Origin of the sequence: Streptomyces sp. NPDC086519 (genome assembly GCF_040686075.1) — a bacterium.
GTDB lineage: Bacteria > Actinomycetota > Actinomycetes > Streptomycetales > Streptomycetaceae > Streptomyces > Streptomyces shenzhenensis.
The window spans coordinates 29,423-46,518 of the sequence record NZ_JBFBJL010000029.1 but is presented as its reverse complement, the minus strand read 5'-3'; the positions used below and the strand labels follow the sequence as shown (position 1 = coordinate 46,518).

Below are 17,096 nucleotides of genomic sequence, written 5' to 3'. Positions count from 1 at the left end.
CGAGCGGAACGGGGGCCGGTCGGCCTTCTTCATCGTCTCATCGTCCTCGATGCCGGCCTGTTGTCGCTTGCGGCGAAAGCCGCGGCGGGGATTCCTCGCGAAGGGCCGGATGACTGATCTCGCACCAGACCGTCTTGCGGTCCGGGCCCCGGTCCACGCCCCAGCGATCGGTCAGCGCCTTGAGGACGGCCAGGCCGCGCCCCGATTCCTCCGTCTCCGTGGCGGGGAGCAGGACGGGCAGCGTCCGTGGATCGGAGTCGGTCACCTCGATCCGGGTACGGCCGTGCTCGTGCGTGCCCATGACCCGGACGGTGACCGGCGTTCCCTCGCCGACGTGCTCGATCACGTTCGTCAGCAACTCCGTTGCGCACAGCCGGACATCGAAGGTGTGGTCGCGGAGCATGTGACGCAGCTCCGGTGCCGCCTTCGCAGTGGCCGCCAGGTGGAGTTCGAGATGCGTCGTCATCGTTCTGCCCCCGCCGTCTTCCTGAGCGCGAGGGCGAGCGCCCGTGCCGTCGCTGTGTTGCAGTTCCCGAGCGCGACGAGGCCGGCGGGCGGGGAGTACGTGCCCGCGAAGCCCGCGAGGTCGACGCGGAGGGACGGGAGCGAGATGCCGTGTTCGGCCAGGGCGGTGCGGAGGTCCTCGACGCAGAGGGCGACGTCGTAAGCGGTGGGGGAGGGATCGGGCATGAGACCGGACTACCTTCTGTGCGCTGTGTGACGAATTCCTCACAGACTGTCGCCCCGCTCGCTACCGTGGAAGGGCATTCGCGTACGCGACGCGAACTGCGGAAACAGCCCCATGAGTTACGGCGGTGAGCGCGTGGCCCGACGCAAGGACATCGACGGCTCTTCGAGCGTCCCCGGCTTCTACGGCAAGGAGTTGAGGTGGAAGAGGGAGGCGGCGGGACTCTCCCTGGAGAAGCTCGTCGAGGGCAGCTTCTACGGCAAGTCCCACCTCAGTGACATCGAACGCGGCGAGCGGCGGATGCCGTTGGAACTGGCCCGGCATGTGGATCGGGTGCTGGGGACGGACGGGTACTTCGAGCGGCATTGCGAGGATGTGCGGAGGGCGAGGAGGGGTCCGCATGCGTCGTACTTCGAGAAGGTCCTGGAGGCGGAGAAGCACGCCGAGTCCATCGAGGAGTGGTGCCCCAGCACCTTTCCGGGGCTGCTTCAGACCGCCTCGTACGCGCGGGCCCTGGTCTGGTCGGCTCACCCGGCGGCGGTCGACGAGTGGGTCGAGGAGAAGGTGCGGGCCCGTCTCGCCCGCGCCCGGCTGTTCGAGGAGGACCACTCCACTCCGGAGTACTGGGCGATCCTGCACGAGTCGCTGATCACTGATGCGATCCTGCCGCCGCAGGAGATGGCCGAACAACTGGGTCGCGTGGCGGAGTTGGCCGGGCGCCGCCGGATCGTTCCGCAGATCGTCCCGCGGAAGACCGGGGCGTATCCCTTGATGGCGGCCTCCATCATGGTCATGACGTTCCCGGACGCCCCGCCGCTGGTGTACACCGAGGCGTCCTACAGCGGGGACACCATCGATGATCCGGCCCTCGTGAAGCAGTACCGCAAGGCATACGATCGGCTCAGGGCCGTCGCACTGTCACCGGAGACGTCCCTGGCCATGATCGAGGCAGCGGCAGGGGAATACCGAAATGGCAAGCAGCCGGATCGACTTGAGTGACGCTCTCTGGTTCAAGAGCAGCTACAGCAACGAAGACGGCGGCAACTGCGTCGAGGTCGCCCGCGACTTCCCCGGCGCCGCCCTCTGGCGCAAGTCGAGCTACAGCAACGGCGACGGCGGCAACTGCGTCGAGGTCGCCGACGACATCCCCGGCCTCGTCCCCGTCCGCGACTCGAAGGCACCTCAGGGGCCCGTCCTCGTCCTCACCGCTGCCGCCTGGGGCCCCTTCATAGCCTCCCTCAAGTAGGCGCAACGCGATCTCGCCCGAGCCTCTGAACGCGTCGGGCCGACGGGTCGCGTACCAGGACTTCTGACCGGAACACGAAGGGGCGTGAGGTCCGTCAGGACCTCACGCCCCTTCGCTGGGCCGCGCGGCGGATCAGTGCTTGCGGTGCGCCTGCGACTGGTACGACTCGACGTAGCCGGCCGCCGGGGTGCCGACGCCGGTCACGTCGTCATAGCCCTTGACCGCGGACAGGGAGCTGTCCTTGCCGAGGCTGCGGACCGAGGTCAGCAGGCCGTCGGTGGCGTCGTAGCCGTTGGCGAAGTCGACGCGGGCGACCGCGAGGTCCTTGCCGGTCGGCTTGTCCGTGACGTCGTGGTAGACCTTCGTGCCGTACTTGGAGTAGATCAGCGGGTTGGCGAAACCGATCGCCTTGCCGCCGCGCGCCTCCTGGGCGAGGGCCTGGACGGCGGCGATGACCGGCGCGGCCAGCGACGTGCCGCCGATGCGGTACTCGCTGTACGCCTCGGTGCCGTCCGCCTGGGTCTGCGTCTGGCCGACCTTGAAGCCCGTGTTGGGGTCCGCGATCGCCGAGATGTCGGGGACGACCCGGTTGCCGGCGGCGCTGTTGGCCGTGGCCAGCGCCGTCGGGACGACGTTCTTCTGGTAGTACGGCTCGCCGACCGTCTTGCTGGTGCCGCCGCCCGCGCCCGAGGTGAAGGCGCCGGGGAAGTTGGTCCAGCTCTTGCCGTCGGCCGACAGCGAGGCCTTCTCGGTGCCCCAGCCGGTCTCCCACAGGTACTTGTCGCCCTTGCCGACGGCCAGCGAGGTACCGCCGACCGCGGTCACCCACGCGGAGTTGGCCGGCGTGTCGACCTGCTTCGTCTTGGTGTTGGCGACCTCGTCGCCGTTGTCACCGGAGGAGAAGTAGAAGCCGATGCCCTGCACCGCGCCCAGCTGGAACACCTGGTCGTAGGCGGCCGCGAGGTCCGGGGTCTGGTTGGCCTCGATGTCGCCCCAGGAGTTGGAGACGATGTCGGCCAGGTGGTTGTCGACGACCTTGCTGAGCGAGGCCAGCAGGTCGTCGTCGTAGCAGGAGGCGGCGCCCACGTAGGTGACGTCGGCGTCCGGCGCGACCGCGTGCACGGCCTCGACGTCGAGGGTCTCCTCGCCGTACCAGCCGGCCGCGCCGCACTCCTCGGTCTTGGTGTAGGTGTCCGGCAGCACCTGGTGCAGCTGGCTGGTCTTCCAGGCCGCGTCGCCGTGCGCCTTGGCGTAGGTGCCGGCGTCGAAGGCGATGGTCGGCGAGGCGTACGCGTCGGTGATCGCGACGCGCACGTGCTTGCCGGTGTACTTGCCGGCGCCGTAGGCGGCCCGCAACTGCTTGCCGGTGTAGCCCTGGACGGCGTACGGGATCTTCGTGCCGTACGCGTCCGGCAGCGTGGTTGCGATGTTCGAGCCGTAGTACGAGGAGAACGGCCCGGAGTTCTTGAACACGGAGTCCGGCGGCGGCAGCGTGTCGTCGTGGCTCGCCTTGTGCGGCGCGCTGTCCAGGCCGGTGACGGTCAGGACGGCGGAGCTGACGGAGGCCGGCACCGAGGCGGTCTTCGCGGGGGCGCGGTAGGTCTTGGAGCCCTTGGCGTAGTTGTGCAGCTGCGTGCCGAACGCCTTCTCGGCGGCGGACACGTCGCCGGTGACGGTGATGTAGTGCTGCGTGACCTCGGTGACCGTCAGGCCGGACGCGGTCAGCCAGGACTTGACGGCCTTCACCTGGGCCTTGGTGGCGCCGTAGCGGGCCTGAACCTGCTTGGCGCTGAGGTACTTGCCGTAGAGCGGCGAGCTGGGGTCGGACACCGCCTTCGCGTAGGCCGCGAGGCCCTTGGCGTCCTGGCCGGCCAGGTAGACCCGGGCCTTGACCTGCGCGCTGTCGGAGGTTGCGCCCTTGTCCGCCTTGGCCGTGGCCCACGTGGGCTTGGTGCCCTTCAGGGCCTCACGGGCCGGGCTGTCCGCGGCGTGCGCCGCGGGTATGCCGAGTGCGAGCGCGCCGGCGATCATTGGCAGTGTCGCTGCCATGCTCACGCTGGCCCGCACCTTGGCACGGTTGGATCTCATACTGCCCCCTGCTATGCGGTTCGTCGCATGGAGTGGTCGGTCGTCCGTGATCACCGGGAGGCCTGCGGCGGAACGGCCCGTGAATGGATCACACGGTGGAGGTCACTCTTTCGGCGAACTGTTCATGTCAGGGGAATGAGAAAGCCAAGGAAATCCCAAGTGGGCGTTGATTAGGGGCTTTTGGTCCACTTTCGACGGCGCGCAGAACATTACAGATCGATTGCGATTGTTGCTGAACGCTTGCGGTGCCGTTAAGTCGACAAATCGCCCACCTGGTAAGGCGGTTGGGTGTCCTCTGCGCGGCGGTTCAGTCGCGCGGCCTGGCGCCCCGCTCCGTCAGCATCTGCTTCATCGCCGTCAGCTCCGACTGCTGCGCGTCCACCATGCCCTGGGCGAGGCTCTTCTCCACCGCGATGGTGCACCTGGCCACGCACCCCTCGGCCATGTGGATGCCGCCCTTGTGATGGTCCGTCATCAGCTGGAGGTAGAAGATCTCCGCCTGCTTGCCGTTCAGGGTCCCCAGTTTCTTCAGCTCGGTGTCGGTCGCCATGCCCGGCATCAGCGAACCGTCCCCGCGCTCGGGCATGTCGCCCATGCCCATCCAGGACATCGGCGGCTTCGCCGAGACCTTCGGCAGGTCCCACAGATCCAGCCAGCCCAGCAGCATGCCGCGCTGGTTGGCCTGCGTCTGCGCGATGTCGTAGGCGAGCCGGCGCACTTCCGCGTTCTTCGTGCGGTCGCGGACCAGGTACGACATCTCCACGGCCTGCTGGTGATGGACCGCCATGTCCCGCGCGAACCCGGCGTCCGCCCCGTCCGCGCTCGGGACGCTCAGGCCCCCGCCCCCGCCCCCGCCGCCGTCCTCGGCGACCGCGTAGGTGATCGCGCCGGCCGCGACCAGTGCCGCCGCGGCCGTCCCGGCGATCCAGCCGATGTGCTTCCTCACGTCACATCGTCCCGCCGGTGCAGGAGGCACCCGGCTCCGGGGTCTGCTTGCCCTGCACGTACGTCTCGAAGAACTTGCCGACCTTCGGGTCGTCGGCGCTCGTCACGCTCAGCTGGTGCCCCCACGCCGACAGCTCGATCGGCGAGGTCTGGTTCGCGTACGGGCTCATCAGCGAGTACGGCGTCTGCTTCACCTTCGCCGCCAGCTTGTCCACGTCCGACTTCTTCGCCTTGTCGGTGTACGTCACCCAGACCGCGCCGTGCTCAAGGGCGTGCACGGCGTTCTCGTCCTTCACGGCCTCGGTGTAGACGTTGCCGTTGCAGTTGAGCCAGACCGGGTTGTGGTTGCCGCCGACCGGCGGGTGCATCGGGTAGCCCACGGTCCCCGTGACGTGGGTGCGGGACAGCTTGCCCGTCCAGGTCCGCACGCCGTCGCTGCCGGTCACGAAGTGCCCGGAGTCCCCGGAGCCGCCCTTCGTGTCGCTCGCGCTGTCGCTCTTGCCCGACTGCGAGTTGACGAGTACCACTCCGCCGACGACGAGACCGGCGACGACCACGACACTCGCGCCGATCGTCAGGATCCGGTTGCGCCGCTCACGCGCCTGTTCGGCACGCCGCATCTCCTCTATGCGTGCCTTGCGCGCTGCGTTGGTGCTCTTCTTGGCGGTGGCCATGACCGTGTCCTTCTTGGGGGAAAGGGACGTGGAGGATGGGGCCCGCTGATCGTAGTGGGGGAGGCGGGGGCGGTCGTAGGGCGGGCACAGGAAAGAACTGGAAAGATCCCTGTCCGACAGGAAACCGATTATTTGAACCGCGGATGCGTATTACCTACGCTGGCTGGTATGCGGCTGCTGCGCTCCACCGACCTGGCTCTGCGTCTCCTGATGCGGCTCGCCGTCGCGGGCGGCTCCAGCCCCACCACCCGCGAGGTCGCGGCGGACATGGACGTGCCGTACACGCACGCCGCGAAGGTGGTCGCGGAACTGCAGCACCTGGGGCTGGTCGACGCGCGGCGGGGCCGGGGCGGCGGGCTCACGCTGACCGAGAAGGGCCGTACGGCCTCGGTGGGAGCGCTGGTGCGGAGGTTCGAGGGCGACGGCGACGTCGTCGACTGCGACGGCACCGCCACCAACGCAGCCCCCTGTCCCCTCAACTCCGCCTGCCGCCTCCGGGGTGCCCTGCGCCGGGCCCAGGAGGCGTTCTTCGCGACCCTGGACCCGGTGACGGTGGCGGACATGGTGGTGGAGCCGACGGGACCTTTGCTGCTCGGTATTTCCAAGAGGCCGGGGGCGGTCTGAGGCGCCCACGGGGGTGCTGCGGGCTGCCGTCGGCGGCCGCGGTGCCGTCGTGGCTTGTCGCGCCCGTGCGGCGGCAGCCGCATACCGGACAGGGTCCCGCGCCCCTTACGGGGCGCTGATGCTCAAGCCGCCGCCAGCCACAGGTCCGGGCCGAACACCTCGTAGTGGATGTCCGCCGGAGCCACGCCCTTCTCGATCAGCTGGGTGCGCACCGCGCGCATGAAGGGGAGCGGTCCGCACAGGTACGCGCGGGTGCCGGCCGCGACCTCGATGCCGGCGAGGTCGACCAGGCCGGTGCGGGTGCCGGGCTCGGCGTCCCGCTCGTAGAAGAAGTGGACGGCGGTGTCCGGGAGCTTGGCCGCGTAGGTCCCGTGGTCGGCGCGCAGGGCGTGGTCGGCGGGGGAGCGGTCGCCGTGCACGACGGTCACCGGGGCCGAGTGGCCGTCGGCCGCGAGCGCGGCGAGCATCGCCACCATCGGGGTCACGCCGATACCGGCGGAGGCGAGCAGCAGGGGGCGCTCGGCGGCGTCGCCCAGGACGAGGTCGCCGTACGGCTCCGACAGTTCGAGGACGTCGCCCACCTGCACGTGCGCGTGCAGGTGGCGGGAGACCTCGCCGTCGCGCTTGACGCTGAACTGGCGGACCGACTCGCCCGGCGCGCCGGAGAGGCTGTACTGGCGTATCTGGCGGGCGCCGTCGGCGAGGGTGACGCCCACGGAGACGTACTGCCCGGCCCGGAAGCCGCGCACCGCCGGTCCGCCGTCCACCGGCCGCACCCGGAAGGTCACCACGTCGGCGGTCTCCACGACCCGCTCGACGACCTCCCACGGCCGCAGCCCCTCCAGGCCGCCGTTCTCCTCGTACAGCCGCTTCTCGATCGCGACGAGCGCGTTCGCCATCAGCCAGTAGACCTCGTCCCAGGCGGCCGCGACCTCGGGGGTGACGGCCTCGCCGAGCACCTCGGCGATGGCGGCGAAGAGGTGCTCGTGGACGACGTCGTACTGCGCGGGCGTGACGCCCAGGGAGGCGTGCTTGTGGGCGATGCGGCTCAGCAGGGCGTCGGGTCGCTGGTCCGGGTGGTCCAGCAGGTGGGTGGCGAACGCGGCGATGGAGCCGGCGAGGGCCTGGCGCTGGGTGCCGGCGGCCTGGTTGCCGCGGTTGAAGAGGTTCCGCAGCAGCTCGGGGTGGGCGTCGAAGAGACGGGCGTAGAAACGCTCCGTGATCTCACCGATGGCCGCGCCCACTACGGGGAGGGTGGCGCGGACGGTGGCGGCGGACGGCTCGGACAGCATCGGGGCTCCTTGTGGCTCGGCGTGGTTCGACCGAACGGCTCGTTGTCCCAGACGCTATTAAAACTTGCATCTGAGATTCAAATTTATCGGCCGTGGTCTCCGTCACCCGCCTGCGGCCCGGAAACCGAATCGGCCATTACGGATGTCGCTGCGAGCAGGCAAGATGGGCGGCAGGGCAGGACACCTGCCGTACGAGAGCCGTTCAGGCCGAGGTCGCTCGGGCGATCAAGGTGCGCAACGCGCATGAAATGCTGTTGTGGTGTGATGCTCAGGTGCCCGACCGCCTCCCGCGGGACAGGGAGACAGGCGGCCTGACCAGCAAGGATGGGGAAGCGGAAGATGGACAAGCAGCAGGAGTTCGTGCTCCGGACCTTGGAGGAGCGCGACATCCGGTTCGTACGCCTGTGGTTCACGGACGTGCTGGGCTTCCTCAAGTCAGTCGCCGTGGCCCCGGCGGAGCTCGAGCAGGCCTTCGACGAGGGCATCGGCTTCGACGGCTCCGCGATCGAGGGCTTCGCCCGGGTCTACGAGTCCGACATGATCGCCAAGCCGGACCCGTCCACCTTCCAGGTGCTCCCGTGGCGCGCGGAGACCCCCGGCACGGCCCGCATGTTCTGCGACATCCTCATGCCGGACGGCTCCCCGTCCTTCGCGGACCCGCGGTACGTCCTGAAGCGGGCCCTGGCCCGCACCTCCGACCTCGGCTTCACCTTCTACACCCACCCCGAGATCGAGTTCTTCCTCCTGAAGGACCGCCCGCTGGACGGCTCCCGCCCCACCCCGGCCGACAACTCGGGCTACTTCGACCACACGCCCACCAGCGTCGGCATGGACTTCCGCCGCCAGGCGATCACCATGCTGGAGTCGATGGGCATCTCGGTCGAGTTCTCCCACCACGAGGGCGCGCCCGGCCAGCAGGAGATCGACCTGCGCTACGCCGACGCGCTCTCCACGGCCGACAACATCATGACGTTCCGGCTGGTCATGAAGCAGGTGGCGCTGGAGCAGGGGGTGCAGGCGACGTTCATGCCGAAGCCGTTCTCCGAGCACCCCGGCTCCGGCATGCACACCCACCTCTCCCTCTTCGAGGGCGACCGCAACGCGTTCTACGAGTCGGGCGCGGAGTTCCAGCTCTCCAAGGTCGGCCGCTCCTTCATCGCGGGCCTGCTACAGCACGCCGCCGAGATCTCCGCGGTCACCAACCAGTGGGTGAACTCCTACAAGCGCATCTGGGGCGGCTCCGAGCGCACGGCCGGCGCCGGCGGCGAGGCCCCCTCCTACATCTGCTGGGGCCACAACAACCGCAGCGCCCTGGTCCGCGTCCCCATGTACAAGCCCGGCAAGACCGGCTCCGCGCGCGTCGAGGTCCGCTCCATCGACTCCGGCGCCAACCCGTACCTGGCCTACGCCGTCCTGCTCGCCGCCGGCCTCAAGGGCATCGAGGAGGGCTACGAGCTCCCGCCGGGCGCCGAGGACGACGTCTGGGCCCTCTCCAACGCCGAGCGCCGCGCCATGGGCATCGAACCGCTCCCCCAGAACCTCGGCGAGGCCCTCACCCTCATGGAGAACAGCGACCTCGTCGCCGAGACCCTCGGCGAACACGTCTTCGACTTCTTCCTGCGCAACAAGCGGCAGGAGTGGGAGGAGTACCGCAGCGAGGTGACCGCGTTCGAGCTGCGGAAGAACCTGCCGGTGCTGTAGGAGCGGAGCGCGGGGCACGGCTTTTCCCGTTCCTCAGGACGCCGCAGTTCCCCGCTGTGGGGTTCAGGCGGCCCGTGACACCGTCCGGTCGCGCTGGAGGACGACCATGGCCAGGTCGTCGTTCAGCCGGCCGTCCGTGTACGCCCGGACGTCCGCGGCGAGCTGCTCGACGAGCAGGCCTGGCGCGTTGTCCGCCCAGACCGCGGCGCGCTCCGCGAGCGGATAGAACTCGCCGTCCGCGTTCCGGGCCTCGCTGACGCCGTCCGTGTACAGGACCAGCCTGTCGCCGTGCTCGAAGGGGAAGGTCGCCGGTGCGTAGCGGCCGTCGGCGCTGTCCGTGCTGTCCGTGCCGTGCGGGTCGGCGGGCCATACCCCGAGGCCGAGCGGAGGCGACGGTTCGGGGACCGTCAGCGCCAGCGCCGTCCCGGTGGAGCCGCGCAACAGGAGCGGTGGCGGGTGCCCGCAGCTGATCAGATGCACCACCGGCTCGTCGTCCGGGATGTCCAGGACGGCGGCGGTCACGAAGCGCTCGGCGGCGTCCTCGTCCGGCTCCGAGAACTCCGCGAGCCCCCACCGGACGGCGTCCTCGATGTAGCCGACCAGCTCGGGCAGCGGGATCCGGCGGTGTGCGGCGGCGCGGAAGGCGCCCAGCACGATCGCCGTGTCACTGATCGAGGGGAGTCCCTTGCCCCGGACGTCCCCGATGAGCAGTCGCGTGGAGCCGGGGATCCGGGCGGCGGCGTACAGGTCGCCGCCGATGGTCGGGTCCGCTTCCGCGCTGCGGTAGTGCGACGCGAGAGTGACCGGCCCGGCCCGCTTCGGCAACGGCCGCAGGACGACACGCTGGGTCGCGTCGGACACCGAGCGCACCCGGACGAGTTCGCGCTCGCGACGGTCCCGCAGCCGGGCGAAGAGGACGAGGAAGGCGCAGACGGCCAGGAGGGCGGAGAGTTCGACGAGGACACTCTCGGTGGCCAGGGTGCGTCGCTCCAGGCCGGCGCAGACCAGCGCGAGGACCGCCAGCGCCCCGATCAGCGCGGTGGCGCGCGGCCCGCTGCCGACCGCGGTGACCGCCACCGCGACCACGAGCAGGTGGGCGAGATGCACGTCCGGCGGCAGGAACCCGTCGGCCACCGGGATCGCGATGATCAGCAGCAGGGGACCGGCCACCCACAGGAGCCGCAGGGCGGAACGGCGCCACGCCCGCACGCCCTCGACCACTGAACTCGCGATGGTGGCAGTACTCACGTCGTGCTCCGGTACTGGTGTGCTCTGTGCCTGCCAGCGGAAACGCAGGACGAGGCGCTCCCCATTCCCGGGGTCAGCCGACGTACGCCGGCGACACCGCCGAGACGCTGATCCGCCGCGGCTTCCCCGTGCCGTCCGCCGGCATCGCGTACAGGTCCGCCCCGTAGTCGCCCGGCAGGGCGTAGACGATCGTGTGCCCGTCCTTCCACACCGCCTGGTCGTCCACGCTGCGGGTCTCGGCGAGCGGGGTCTCGCGCATCGTCCGGAGGTCGAGGACGTACAGGCGCCAAGGGGCGTCCTTGGGCAGGCCCCGTACGCGTTTCTTGTAGGCGATACGGGTGCCGTCGGGGGAGAGGGACGGGCATTCGACATTGGCGTGGAGTGTGGTGACCGTGCGGGTGGCGAGGTCGCCCCGGATCAGGTAGGTCGAGCCCTTCGTCGCCAGCGTCGCGTAGAAGGTGCGGTCGTCCGGCGCGAAGGTGACACCCCAGAAGTTGACGTCCGCGGCCTGGTAGGGACGGCCGTCCTTGACGATCCGGAACTCCTCCAGGGAGGGGATCAGCCGGCCGGTGCGGGTGTCGGCGATGGCCGTGCGGGTCGAGAAGTTCGTGCCCGCGTACGAGTCGCCGCCCACGAACGCCGTCCAGGCCGCGTAGTGGCCGGTGGGCGAGACCCGGGCGCGGGACGGGATGCCCGGGACGTCGTAGTGGGCGGTGGCGCGCAGGTTCGCGTCCAGGATCAGGGCGCGGTAGGTGTCCGAGACCGGGCCGTGGACGGCCTGGAGGCAGACGCCGGTGCCCGCGGCGGCGTAGAAGCGCAGGCATTTCACGCCGGAGGCGGTACGGGGGCCGGCGGGGGAGGCGGCGGGGACCGTGGAGAGTTCGTCCCGGTGCGGGCCCCAGGCCATGTTGCGGAAGACCATGCGGCCGGGGGTGGTCAGCGTCACCGTCCCCGGGGTGACCTTCGGGCCGCCCGCCTGAGTGTGGTCGCGGCGCTCCGCCCGGGCGGAGGCGTGCAGGACGGAGGCCAGGGCGACGGCCGCCAGGACCGCCAGCGCCGAGAGGAGGATCAGGAGGCGGGAGCGGACGGTCATACGGCGGCCTCCCGGAAGGGCCGGAGGGTGAGGGCGTACACCGCGCACACCGCCAGGGCCACCGCCGACACGCTCAGGGCCGTACGGTCGCCCCACAGCGTCCAGGCCGCCCCGAACCCCAGCGAGCAGGCGAAACGCGCCGCCGCCTGACCCGTCTGGACCAGCGCGAGACCGGACGAGCGCAGTGCCTGGGGCACGCTGTCCGACGCGGCCGCCATCAGCACACCGTCGGTCGCCGCGTAGAACGTGCCGTGCAGGGCCAGCACCGCGTACGGCAGGGCGGAGCCGTGCCAGGACGCCAGCAGGAGCACGTAGGCGAGCAGCAGGGCCGCGTGGCCGGCCAGGAAGACCCGCCAGCGGCCCCAGCGGTCCGCCAGGCGGCCCAGCGGGACGGCCAGGAGGAGGAACGCGGCCGCCGTGCCGAGGGGGAGAAGGGCGAACCAGCGGTCCGGGACGCCGAGCCGGCGTTGCAGCAGCAGGTAGACGAAGGAGTCGCTCACCGTCGCGAGGCCCAGCAGGAGGGCGCAGAGGGTGATGCGGCGCAGGTCGCGGTCGGCCAGCAGGCCGAGTGCCGCGCGCAGGGTGGGGCGCGCGCCGGGGGCGGCCGGTTCCGTACGGCCGCCGGACGGAACGAACAGGACGAGGACCAGCACGCCCAGCACCGCCACGCAGAAGCTCACCGTGAACACCGCGTCGTAGCCGTCCACCGTCGCCCGCAGGATGAGGAACGCGGCCAGGGGGCCGAGCAGGGCGCCCGCCGTGTCCATCGCGCGGTGCACGCCGAAGGCGCGGCCCCGGGTCTCCTGGGTGCTGGAGAGTGAGATCAGGGCGTCCCGGGGGGCCGTGCGCAGGCCCTTGCCGGTGCGGTCCGCCGCCAGGATCAGGCCGATGGGGGTGAGGGTGTGGGCGATCAGCAGGAGGGGTTTGCACAGGGCCGACAGGGCGTAGCCCGCGGCCGCCACCCCTTTGTGGCGGCCGCCGCCGCGGTCGGCGAGGTGGCCGCCGACCAGGCGTACGACCGCCGAGAAGCCGTTGTAGACGCCGTCGAGGAGGCCGAAACCCAGCGGGGACAGGCCCAGGCCCGCCACCAGGTACAGCGGGAGGACCGCCGTGACCATCTCGGAGGACACGTCCGTGACCAGACTGACCGTGCCGAGGGCGAGGACGGTGGGCGCGATCGTGGAGCGGTACCGCCCGGCCGTCGCCGGCCGGGCGGCACCTTCCACGGACGCCGTCGCCGGAGTGCTCGCGCGGCTGTCCGCTACGTACACGTCAGGACGCCCAGATCCCGGTGATGTCGGACGCGGACGCCGCGTTGCCCGCGTGCGCGGTCAGGCCCTGGCTGTCCTCCAGGGTGCGCAGCAGGTCGTAGTGGTCGTACGTGGTGGACGAGGTCGAGCCCGCCGTGACCGGCTGGCCGTACAGCACCGTCGGGATGCGGTTGCCGGCCAGGCGGTTGTCCTCGTCCATGGTGACGACGAGGAGGCTGTTGTGGGTCTTGGCCCAGGTGGCGTACGCGCCGAGGTTGTTCTTCAGCCAGGTGTCACCGGTGGACACCGAGCAGTCGTGCATGTCGCTGCACAAGTTGGGGATCACGTAGGACAGCTGGGGGAGGGTGGTGTAGTCGGTCGGGAACTGGGCGAACGTCTTCGCGGTCGACGTCGGTACGTTGCTGAAGCCGAACCACGGGTTGTGCTTCTGCGCGTACTTGCCGCTGCTGCACGTGGTGGAGCCCTGGCTGGGCAGGGTCTCGTTGTAGCTGGCCCAGGTGCGGCCGGCCGCGAGCTGCTCGGAGGCCAGGTTCGCCGCCGAGGAGAAGCCGGGCGTGACGCAGCTGTCGTCCGTGATGCCCTGGGTGGAGCCCGAGAACATCGCGTAGTAGTTGGGCTGGCTCGGGTGGGTCTCGGCGTACATCTGGGTCAGATTGGCGCCGCCGGTCGCCAGCGAGTTGATGTACGGCGCGCTGGAGGAGCCGATGACCTGGCTGTAGGCGTGGTTCTCGAAGACCACGACGATCACGTGGTCCGGGGCGGGTACGGCACTCGCGGCCTGCGCGGACGTGCCGCCGAGCCCGGTCCACAGACCGATCGCGGCCGCGGTGAGGGCGGTGGCCGAGGCCACCGCCGTACGGGCGCGGCGGATCATCGCCGGACGTGCGGAACTGCCGGACACATCAACCTCCGGTGCTGGGGAAGGGAAAGCCTGGTGGCGGTGCGGGGACTGAGCATGCACACGCCAATAATCCACCGCGCCGCCGCGCTCGGCCAGACAGGTGAAGACCGGATGAACTACTCCCGCCTCGGGTTCGCGCACGATGCCTCCCTGGAGCGCCGGCCGGTACGACCACGATCCCGCCCACCACTCGTCGGCGCTCGTGACGGGGTCTGCGGTTAGGCTCGGGCGGGGACGACCTTGATCCGGAGGGAGGCCGCGGATGACGCCGGGGCGCAGGAGCAGTACCTTCACGCGACTGCTGCGGCACGGCTTCACCGATGCCTCGGCCGCCGAGCGGCTGCTGGACAGCGTCGAGCTGGCCGGCGTGCGCGACGACCCGGTGCTCCTCGAAGCCCTCGGCGCCACCGCCGACCCCGACCTCGCCCTGCACGGCCTGGTGCGGCTCCTGGAGGCCCAGCCCGGCCCCACCGCCCGCCGGGAGCTGCTCGACACCCTGATAGCGGCCAAGCCGCTGCGGGACCGCCTGCTGGGTGTCCTCGGCGCCTCCGCCGCCCTCGCCGACCACCTCGCCCGGCACCCGCGCGACTGGGAGGCCCTGGTCACCTACGAGCCCCGTGACCTGCACCCCGGCGTCGCCGAGTTCGAACGCGGGCTCGCCGAGGGCGCCGACCCGGTCTCCCTGCGCGTCGCCTACCGGCGCTGCCTGCTGTCCATCGCCGCCCGGGACGTGTGCGGGACGACGGACGTCGCCCAGACCGCCGCCGAACTCGCCGACCTGGCCACCGCCACCCTGCGCGCCGCGCTCGCCCTCGCCGAGGCCGCCGCCCCCGGGGACGCCGCCGCCTGCCGGCTCGCGGTGATCGCCATGGGCAAGTGCGGCGGCCACGAGCTGAACTACGTCTCCGACGTCGACGTCATCTTCGTCGGCGAGGCCGCCGACGGCGCCGACGAGAGCAAGGCCCTGCGCTCCGCCACCAAACTCGCCTCGCACATGATGCGGATCTGCTCCGAGACCACGGTGGAGGGGTCGATCTGGCCCGTCGACGCCAACCTCCGCCCCGAGGGCCGCAACGGCCCCCTCGTGCGCACGCTCAGCAGCCACCTCGCCTACTACCAGCGGTGGGCCAAGACCTGGGAGTTCCAGGCCCTGCTCAAGGCCCGCCCGGTCGCCGGCGACCTCGACCTGGGCCAGGAGTACGTCGCCGCCCTCGACCCCCTGGTCTGGAAGGCCGCCGAGCGCGAGAACTTCGTCGCCGACGTGCAGAAGATGCGCCGACGCGTGGTGGAGAACATCCCGGCCGCCGAGATCGACCGCGAGCTGAAGCTCGGCCCCGGCGGCCTGCGCGACGTCGAGTTCGCCGTCCAGCTACTGCAGTTGGTGCACGGCCGGGCCGACGCCGCACTGCGCAGCGGTACCACCCTGGACGCCCTCCAGGCGCTCGCCGCCGGCGGCTACGTGGGGCGCGCCGACGCCGTCCAGCTCGACGACGCCTACCGCTTCCTGCGCTCCATGGAGCACCGCATCCAGCTCTACCGGCTGCGCCGCACCCACCTGGTCCCCGAGGACGAGGCCGACCTGCGCCGCCTCGGCCGCTCGCTGGGCCTGCGCACCGACCCGGTGACCGAGCTGATCCGCGAGTGGAAGCAGCACACCGGTGTCGTACGGCGCCTGCACGAGAAGCTCTTCTACCGCCCGCTGCTCGACGCCGTCGCCCAGCTCGCCCCCGGCGAGGCCCGGCTGAGCGCCGAGGCGGCCCGGGAGCGCATGGTGGCCCTCGGCTACGCCGACCCCGCCGCCGCCCTGCGCCACCTGGAGGCCCTCGCCTCCGGCGTCACCCGCAAGGCCGCCATCCAGCGCACCCTGCTGCCCGTCCTGCTGGGCTGGTTCGCGGATTCCGCCGACCCGGACGCGGGCCTCCTGAACTTCCGCAAGGTCTCCGACGCCCTCGGCAAGACCCCCTGGTACCTGCGGCTGCTCAGGGACGAGGGCGCCGCCGCCGAGAACCTCGCGCGCGTGCTGTCCGCCGGGCGCCTCGCCCCCGACCTGCTGATGCGCGCCCCGGAGGCGGTGGCGCTGCTGGGCGACGGCGACGGGGGCGGCCTGGAGCCGCGCGGCCGCGCCCAGCTGGAGCAGGAGATCCTCGCCGCCGTCGGCCGCGCCGACAACGCCGAGGACGGCGTGCGGGCGGCCCGTGGCGTGCGCCGCCGCGAGCTGTTCCGCACGGCCGCCGCCGACATCGTCGACTCCTACGGCACCGAGACCAAGCCCGCCGAGGCCGACCAGGGCGCCCTGGTCGACCGGGTCGGCGCCGCCGTCTCCGACCTGACGGCGGCGACCCTGGCGGGGACCCTGCGGGCGGTGGTCCGGGACGGCTGGGGGGACACCCTGCCCACCCGGTTCGCCGTCATCGGCATGGGTCGCTTCGGCGGCCACGAACTCGGCTACGGCTCCGACGCCGACGTCGTGTTCGTGCACGAGCCGCGGGACGGCGTCGCCGAGCGGGAGGCCACCGACGCGGCCAACAAGGTCGTCGCCGAGATGCGCCGGCTGCTCCAGATCCCCAGCGCCGACCCGCCGTTGCTCATCGACGCGGACCTGCGCCCGGAGGGCAAGTCCGGGCCGCTGGTGCGCACGCTCAAGTCCTACGCGGCGTACTACCGCCGGTGGTCGCTGGGATGGGAGTCGCAGGCCCTGCTGCGGGCCGAACCGGTCGCCGGGGACGAGGAGCTGGGGCGCCGGTTCATCGAGCTGATCGACCCGCTGCGGTATCCGGCGGAGGGCCTCGGCGAGGACGCGGTGCGCGAGATCCGGCGGCTGAAGGCCCGGATGGAGTCCGAGCGGCTGCCGCGCGGGGCCGACCCGAAGCTGCACACCAAGCTGGGGCCGGGCGGGCTGTCCGACGTGGAGTGGACCGTGCAACTGCTTCAGCTGCGGCACGGGTGGGCCGAGCCGGGGCTGCGCACCACCCGCACCCGGGCGGCGCTGGCCGCGGCGCAGGCGGCGGGGCTGCTGCGGGCCGAGGAGGCCGGGACGCTGGACGAGGCGTGGGTGCTGGCGACGCGGGTGCGCAACGCCGTGATGCTGGTGCGGGGGCGGGCCGGCGACACGTTCCCTTCCGAGAGCCGGGAGCTGGCCGCGGTCGGACGGTACTTGGGATACGGGGACGGGCATGCCGGGGACATGCTCGACGCGTACCGGCGGACTGCGCGGCGGGCCAGGGCGGTTGTGGAGGAGCTCTTCTACGGGGCGTAGGGGATTGACCGGGGGGCGTTCGGTCGTGTCACGGGTGCGGCCGTGTCGTGGTTGCCCGCGCCCACGCGG

Annotated in this window: 15 protein-coding genes; 5 read left to right on the top strand and 10 right to left on the bottom strand. The window is 71.4% G+C overall.

The genetic code is table 11. The features are described from left to right. Nucleotides 1-37: 37 nt before the first annotated feature. Complete coding sequence (locus AB0P24_RS26335) at nt 38-466, bottom strand: ATP-binding protein (protein WP_365798033.1); 429 nt, start codon at nt 464-466, stop codon at nt 38-40. Then, complete coding sequence (locus AB0P24_RS26330; protein ID WP_365798031.1) at nt 463-690, bottom strand: hypothetical protein; 228 nt, start codon at nt 688-690, stop codon at nt 463-465. The genes AB0P24_RS26335 and AB0P24_RS26330 overlap by 4 nt, the downstream gene beginning before the upstream one ends. Nucleotides 691-802: 112 nt before the next feature. Here AB0P24_RS26330 and AB0P24_RS26325 point away from each other — a divergent pair, with 112 nt between their 5' ends. Then, on the top strand, nt 803-1,687 hold the full coding sequence (locus AB0P24_RS26325) for a helix-turn-helix transcriptional regulator (RefSeq protein ID WP_365798029.1): 885 nt from the start codon (nt 803-805) through the stop codon (nt 1,685-1,687). Then, nucleotides 1,659-1,934 (top strand): DUF397 domain-containing protein, encoded by a 276-nt coding sequence (locus AB0P24_RS26320; RefSeq protein ID WP_365798027.1) that lies wholly within the window; start codon nt 1,659-1,661, stop codon nt 1,932-1,934. Before AB0P24_RS26325 ends, AB0P24_RS26320 begins: the two co-directional genes overlap by 29 nt. A gap of 132 nt (nt 1,935-2,066) precedes the next feature. On the opposite strand, the gene AB0P24_RS26315 is transcribed toward AB0P24_RS26320, so the two are convergent. The 3 genes from AB0P24_RS26315 to AB0P24_RS26305 all read right to left on the bottom strand — a co-directional run bounded on the left by AB0P24_RS26315 (nt 2,067) and on the right by AB0P24_RS26305 (nt 5,641). After that, a complete protein-coding gene (locus tag AB0P24_RS26315) occupies nt 2,067-4,022 on the bottom strand; it encodes a S53 family peptidase (RefSeq protein ID WP_365798025.1) in 1,956 nt (651 codons plus the stop codon). Between the two features lie 307 nt (nt 4,023-4,329). Then, on the bottom strand, nt 4,330-4,968 hold the full coding sequence (locus AB0P24_RS26310) for a DUF305 domain-containing protein (protein ID WP_365798023.1): 639 nt from the start codon (nt 4,966-4,968) through the stop codon (nt 4,330-4,332). A 1-nt stretch (nt 4,969) separates the two neighbouring features. Continuing rightward, complete coding sequence (locus tag AB0P24_RS26305; RefSeq protein ID WP_365798021.1) at nt 4,970-5,641, bottom strand: DUF3105 domain-containing protein; 672 nt, start codon at nt 5,639-5,641, stop codon at nt 4,970-4,972. Between the two features lie 168 nt (nt 5,642-5,809). Between AB0P24_RS26305 and AB0P24_RS26300 the strand changes: the two genes are divergently transcribed. Further along, entirely contained in the window at nt 5,810-6,265 is a 456-nt protein-coding gene (locus AB0P24_RS26300; protein ID WP_365798019.1) for an Rrf2 family transcriptional regulator, read from the top strand. Between the two features lie 122 nt (nt 6,266-6,387). On the opposite strand, the gene AB0P24_RS26295 is transcribed toward AB0P24_RS26300, so the two are convergent. Further along, complete coding sequence (locus AB0P24_RS26295; protein ID WP_365798017.1) at nt 6,388-7,557, bottom strand: globin domain-containing protein; 1,170 nt, start codon at nt 7,555-7,557, stop codon at nt 6,388-6,390. A 339-nt stretch (nt 7,558-7,896) separates the two neighbouring features. Between AB0P24_RS26295 and glnA the strand changes: the two genes are divergently transcribed. Continuing rightward, nucleotides 7,897-9,258 (top strand): type I glutamate--ammonia ligase, encoded by a 1,362-nt coding sequence (gene glnA, locus AB0P24_RS26290; RefSeq protein WP_181802311.1) that lies wholly within the window; start codon nt 7,897-7,899, stop codon nt 9,256-9,258. Between the two features lie 63 nt (nt 9,259-9,321). On the opposite strand, the gene AB0P24_RS26285 is transcribed toward glnA, so the two are convergent. The 4 genes from AB0P24_RS26285 to AB0P24_RS26270 form a co-directional block, all read right to left on the bottom strand. Beyond that, on the bottom strand, nt 9,322-10,506 hold the full coding sequence (locus tag AB0P24_RS26285) for a PP2C family protein-serine/threonine phosphatase (RefSeq protein WP_365798014.1): 1,185 nt from the start codon (nt 10,504-10,506) through the stop codon (nt 9,322-9,324). Nucleotides 10,507-10,579: 73 nt separating this feature from the next. Further along, entirely contained in the window at nt 10,580-11,599 is a 1,020-nt protein-coding gene (locus AB0P24_RS26280) for a TolB-like translocation protein (protein ID WP_365798012.1), read from the bottom strand. Then, entirely contained in the window at nt 11,596-12,870 is a 1,275-nt protein-coding gene (locus tag AB0P24_RS26275) for an MFS transporter (protein ID WP_365798010.1), read from the bottom strand. Before AB0P24_RS26275 ends, AB0P24_RS26280 begins: the two co-directional genes overlap by 4 nt. A 1-nt stretch (nt 12,871) precedes the next feature. Next, complete coding sequence (locus tag AB0P24_RS26270) at nt 12,872-13,744, bottom strand: alkaline phosphatase family protein (RefSeq protein WP_365798175.1); 873 nt, start codon at nt 13,742-13,744, stop codon at nt 12,872-12,874. A gap of 289 nt (nt 13,745-14,033) precedes the next feature. Between AB0P24_RS26270 and AB0P24_RS26265 the strand changes: the two genes are divergently transcribed. Next, nucleotides 14,034-17,027 carry a bifunctional [glutamine synthetase] adenylyltransferase/[glutamine synthetase]-adenylyl-L-tyrosine phosphorylase gene (locus AB0P24_RS26265; protein ID WP_365798008.1) on the top strand — a complete coding sequence of 998 codons (2,994 nt, stop codon included), beginning with the start codon at nt 14,034-14,036 and terminating at the stop codon, nt 17,025-17,027. The last annotated feature ends 69 nt before the right edge of the window (nt 17,028-17,096 follow it).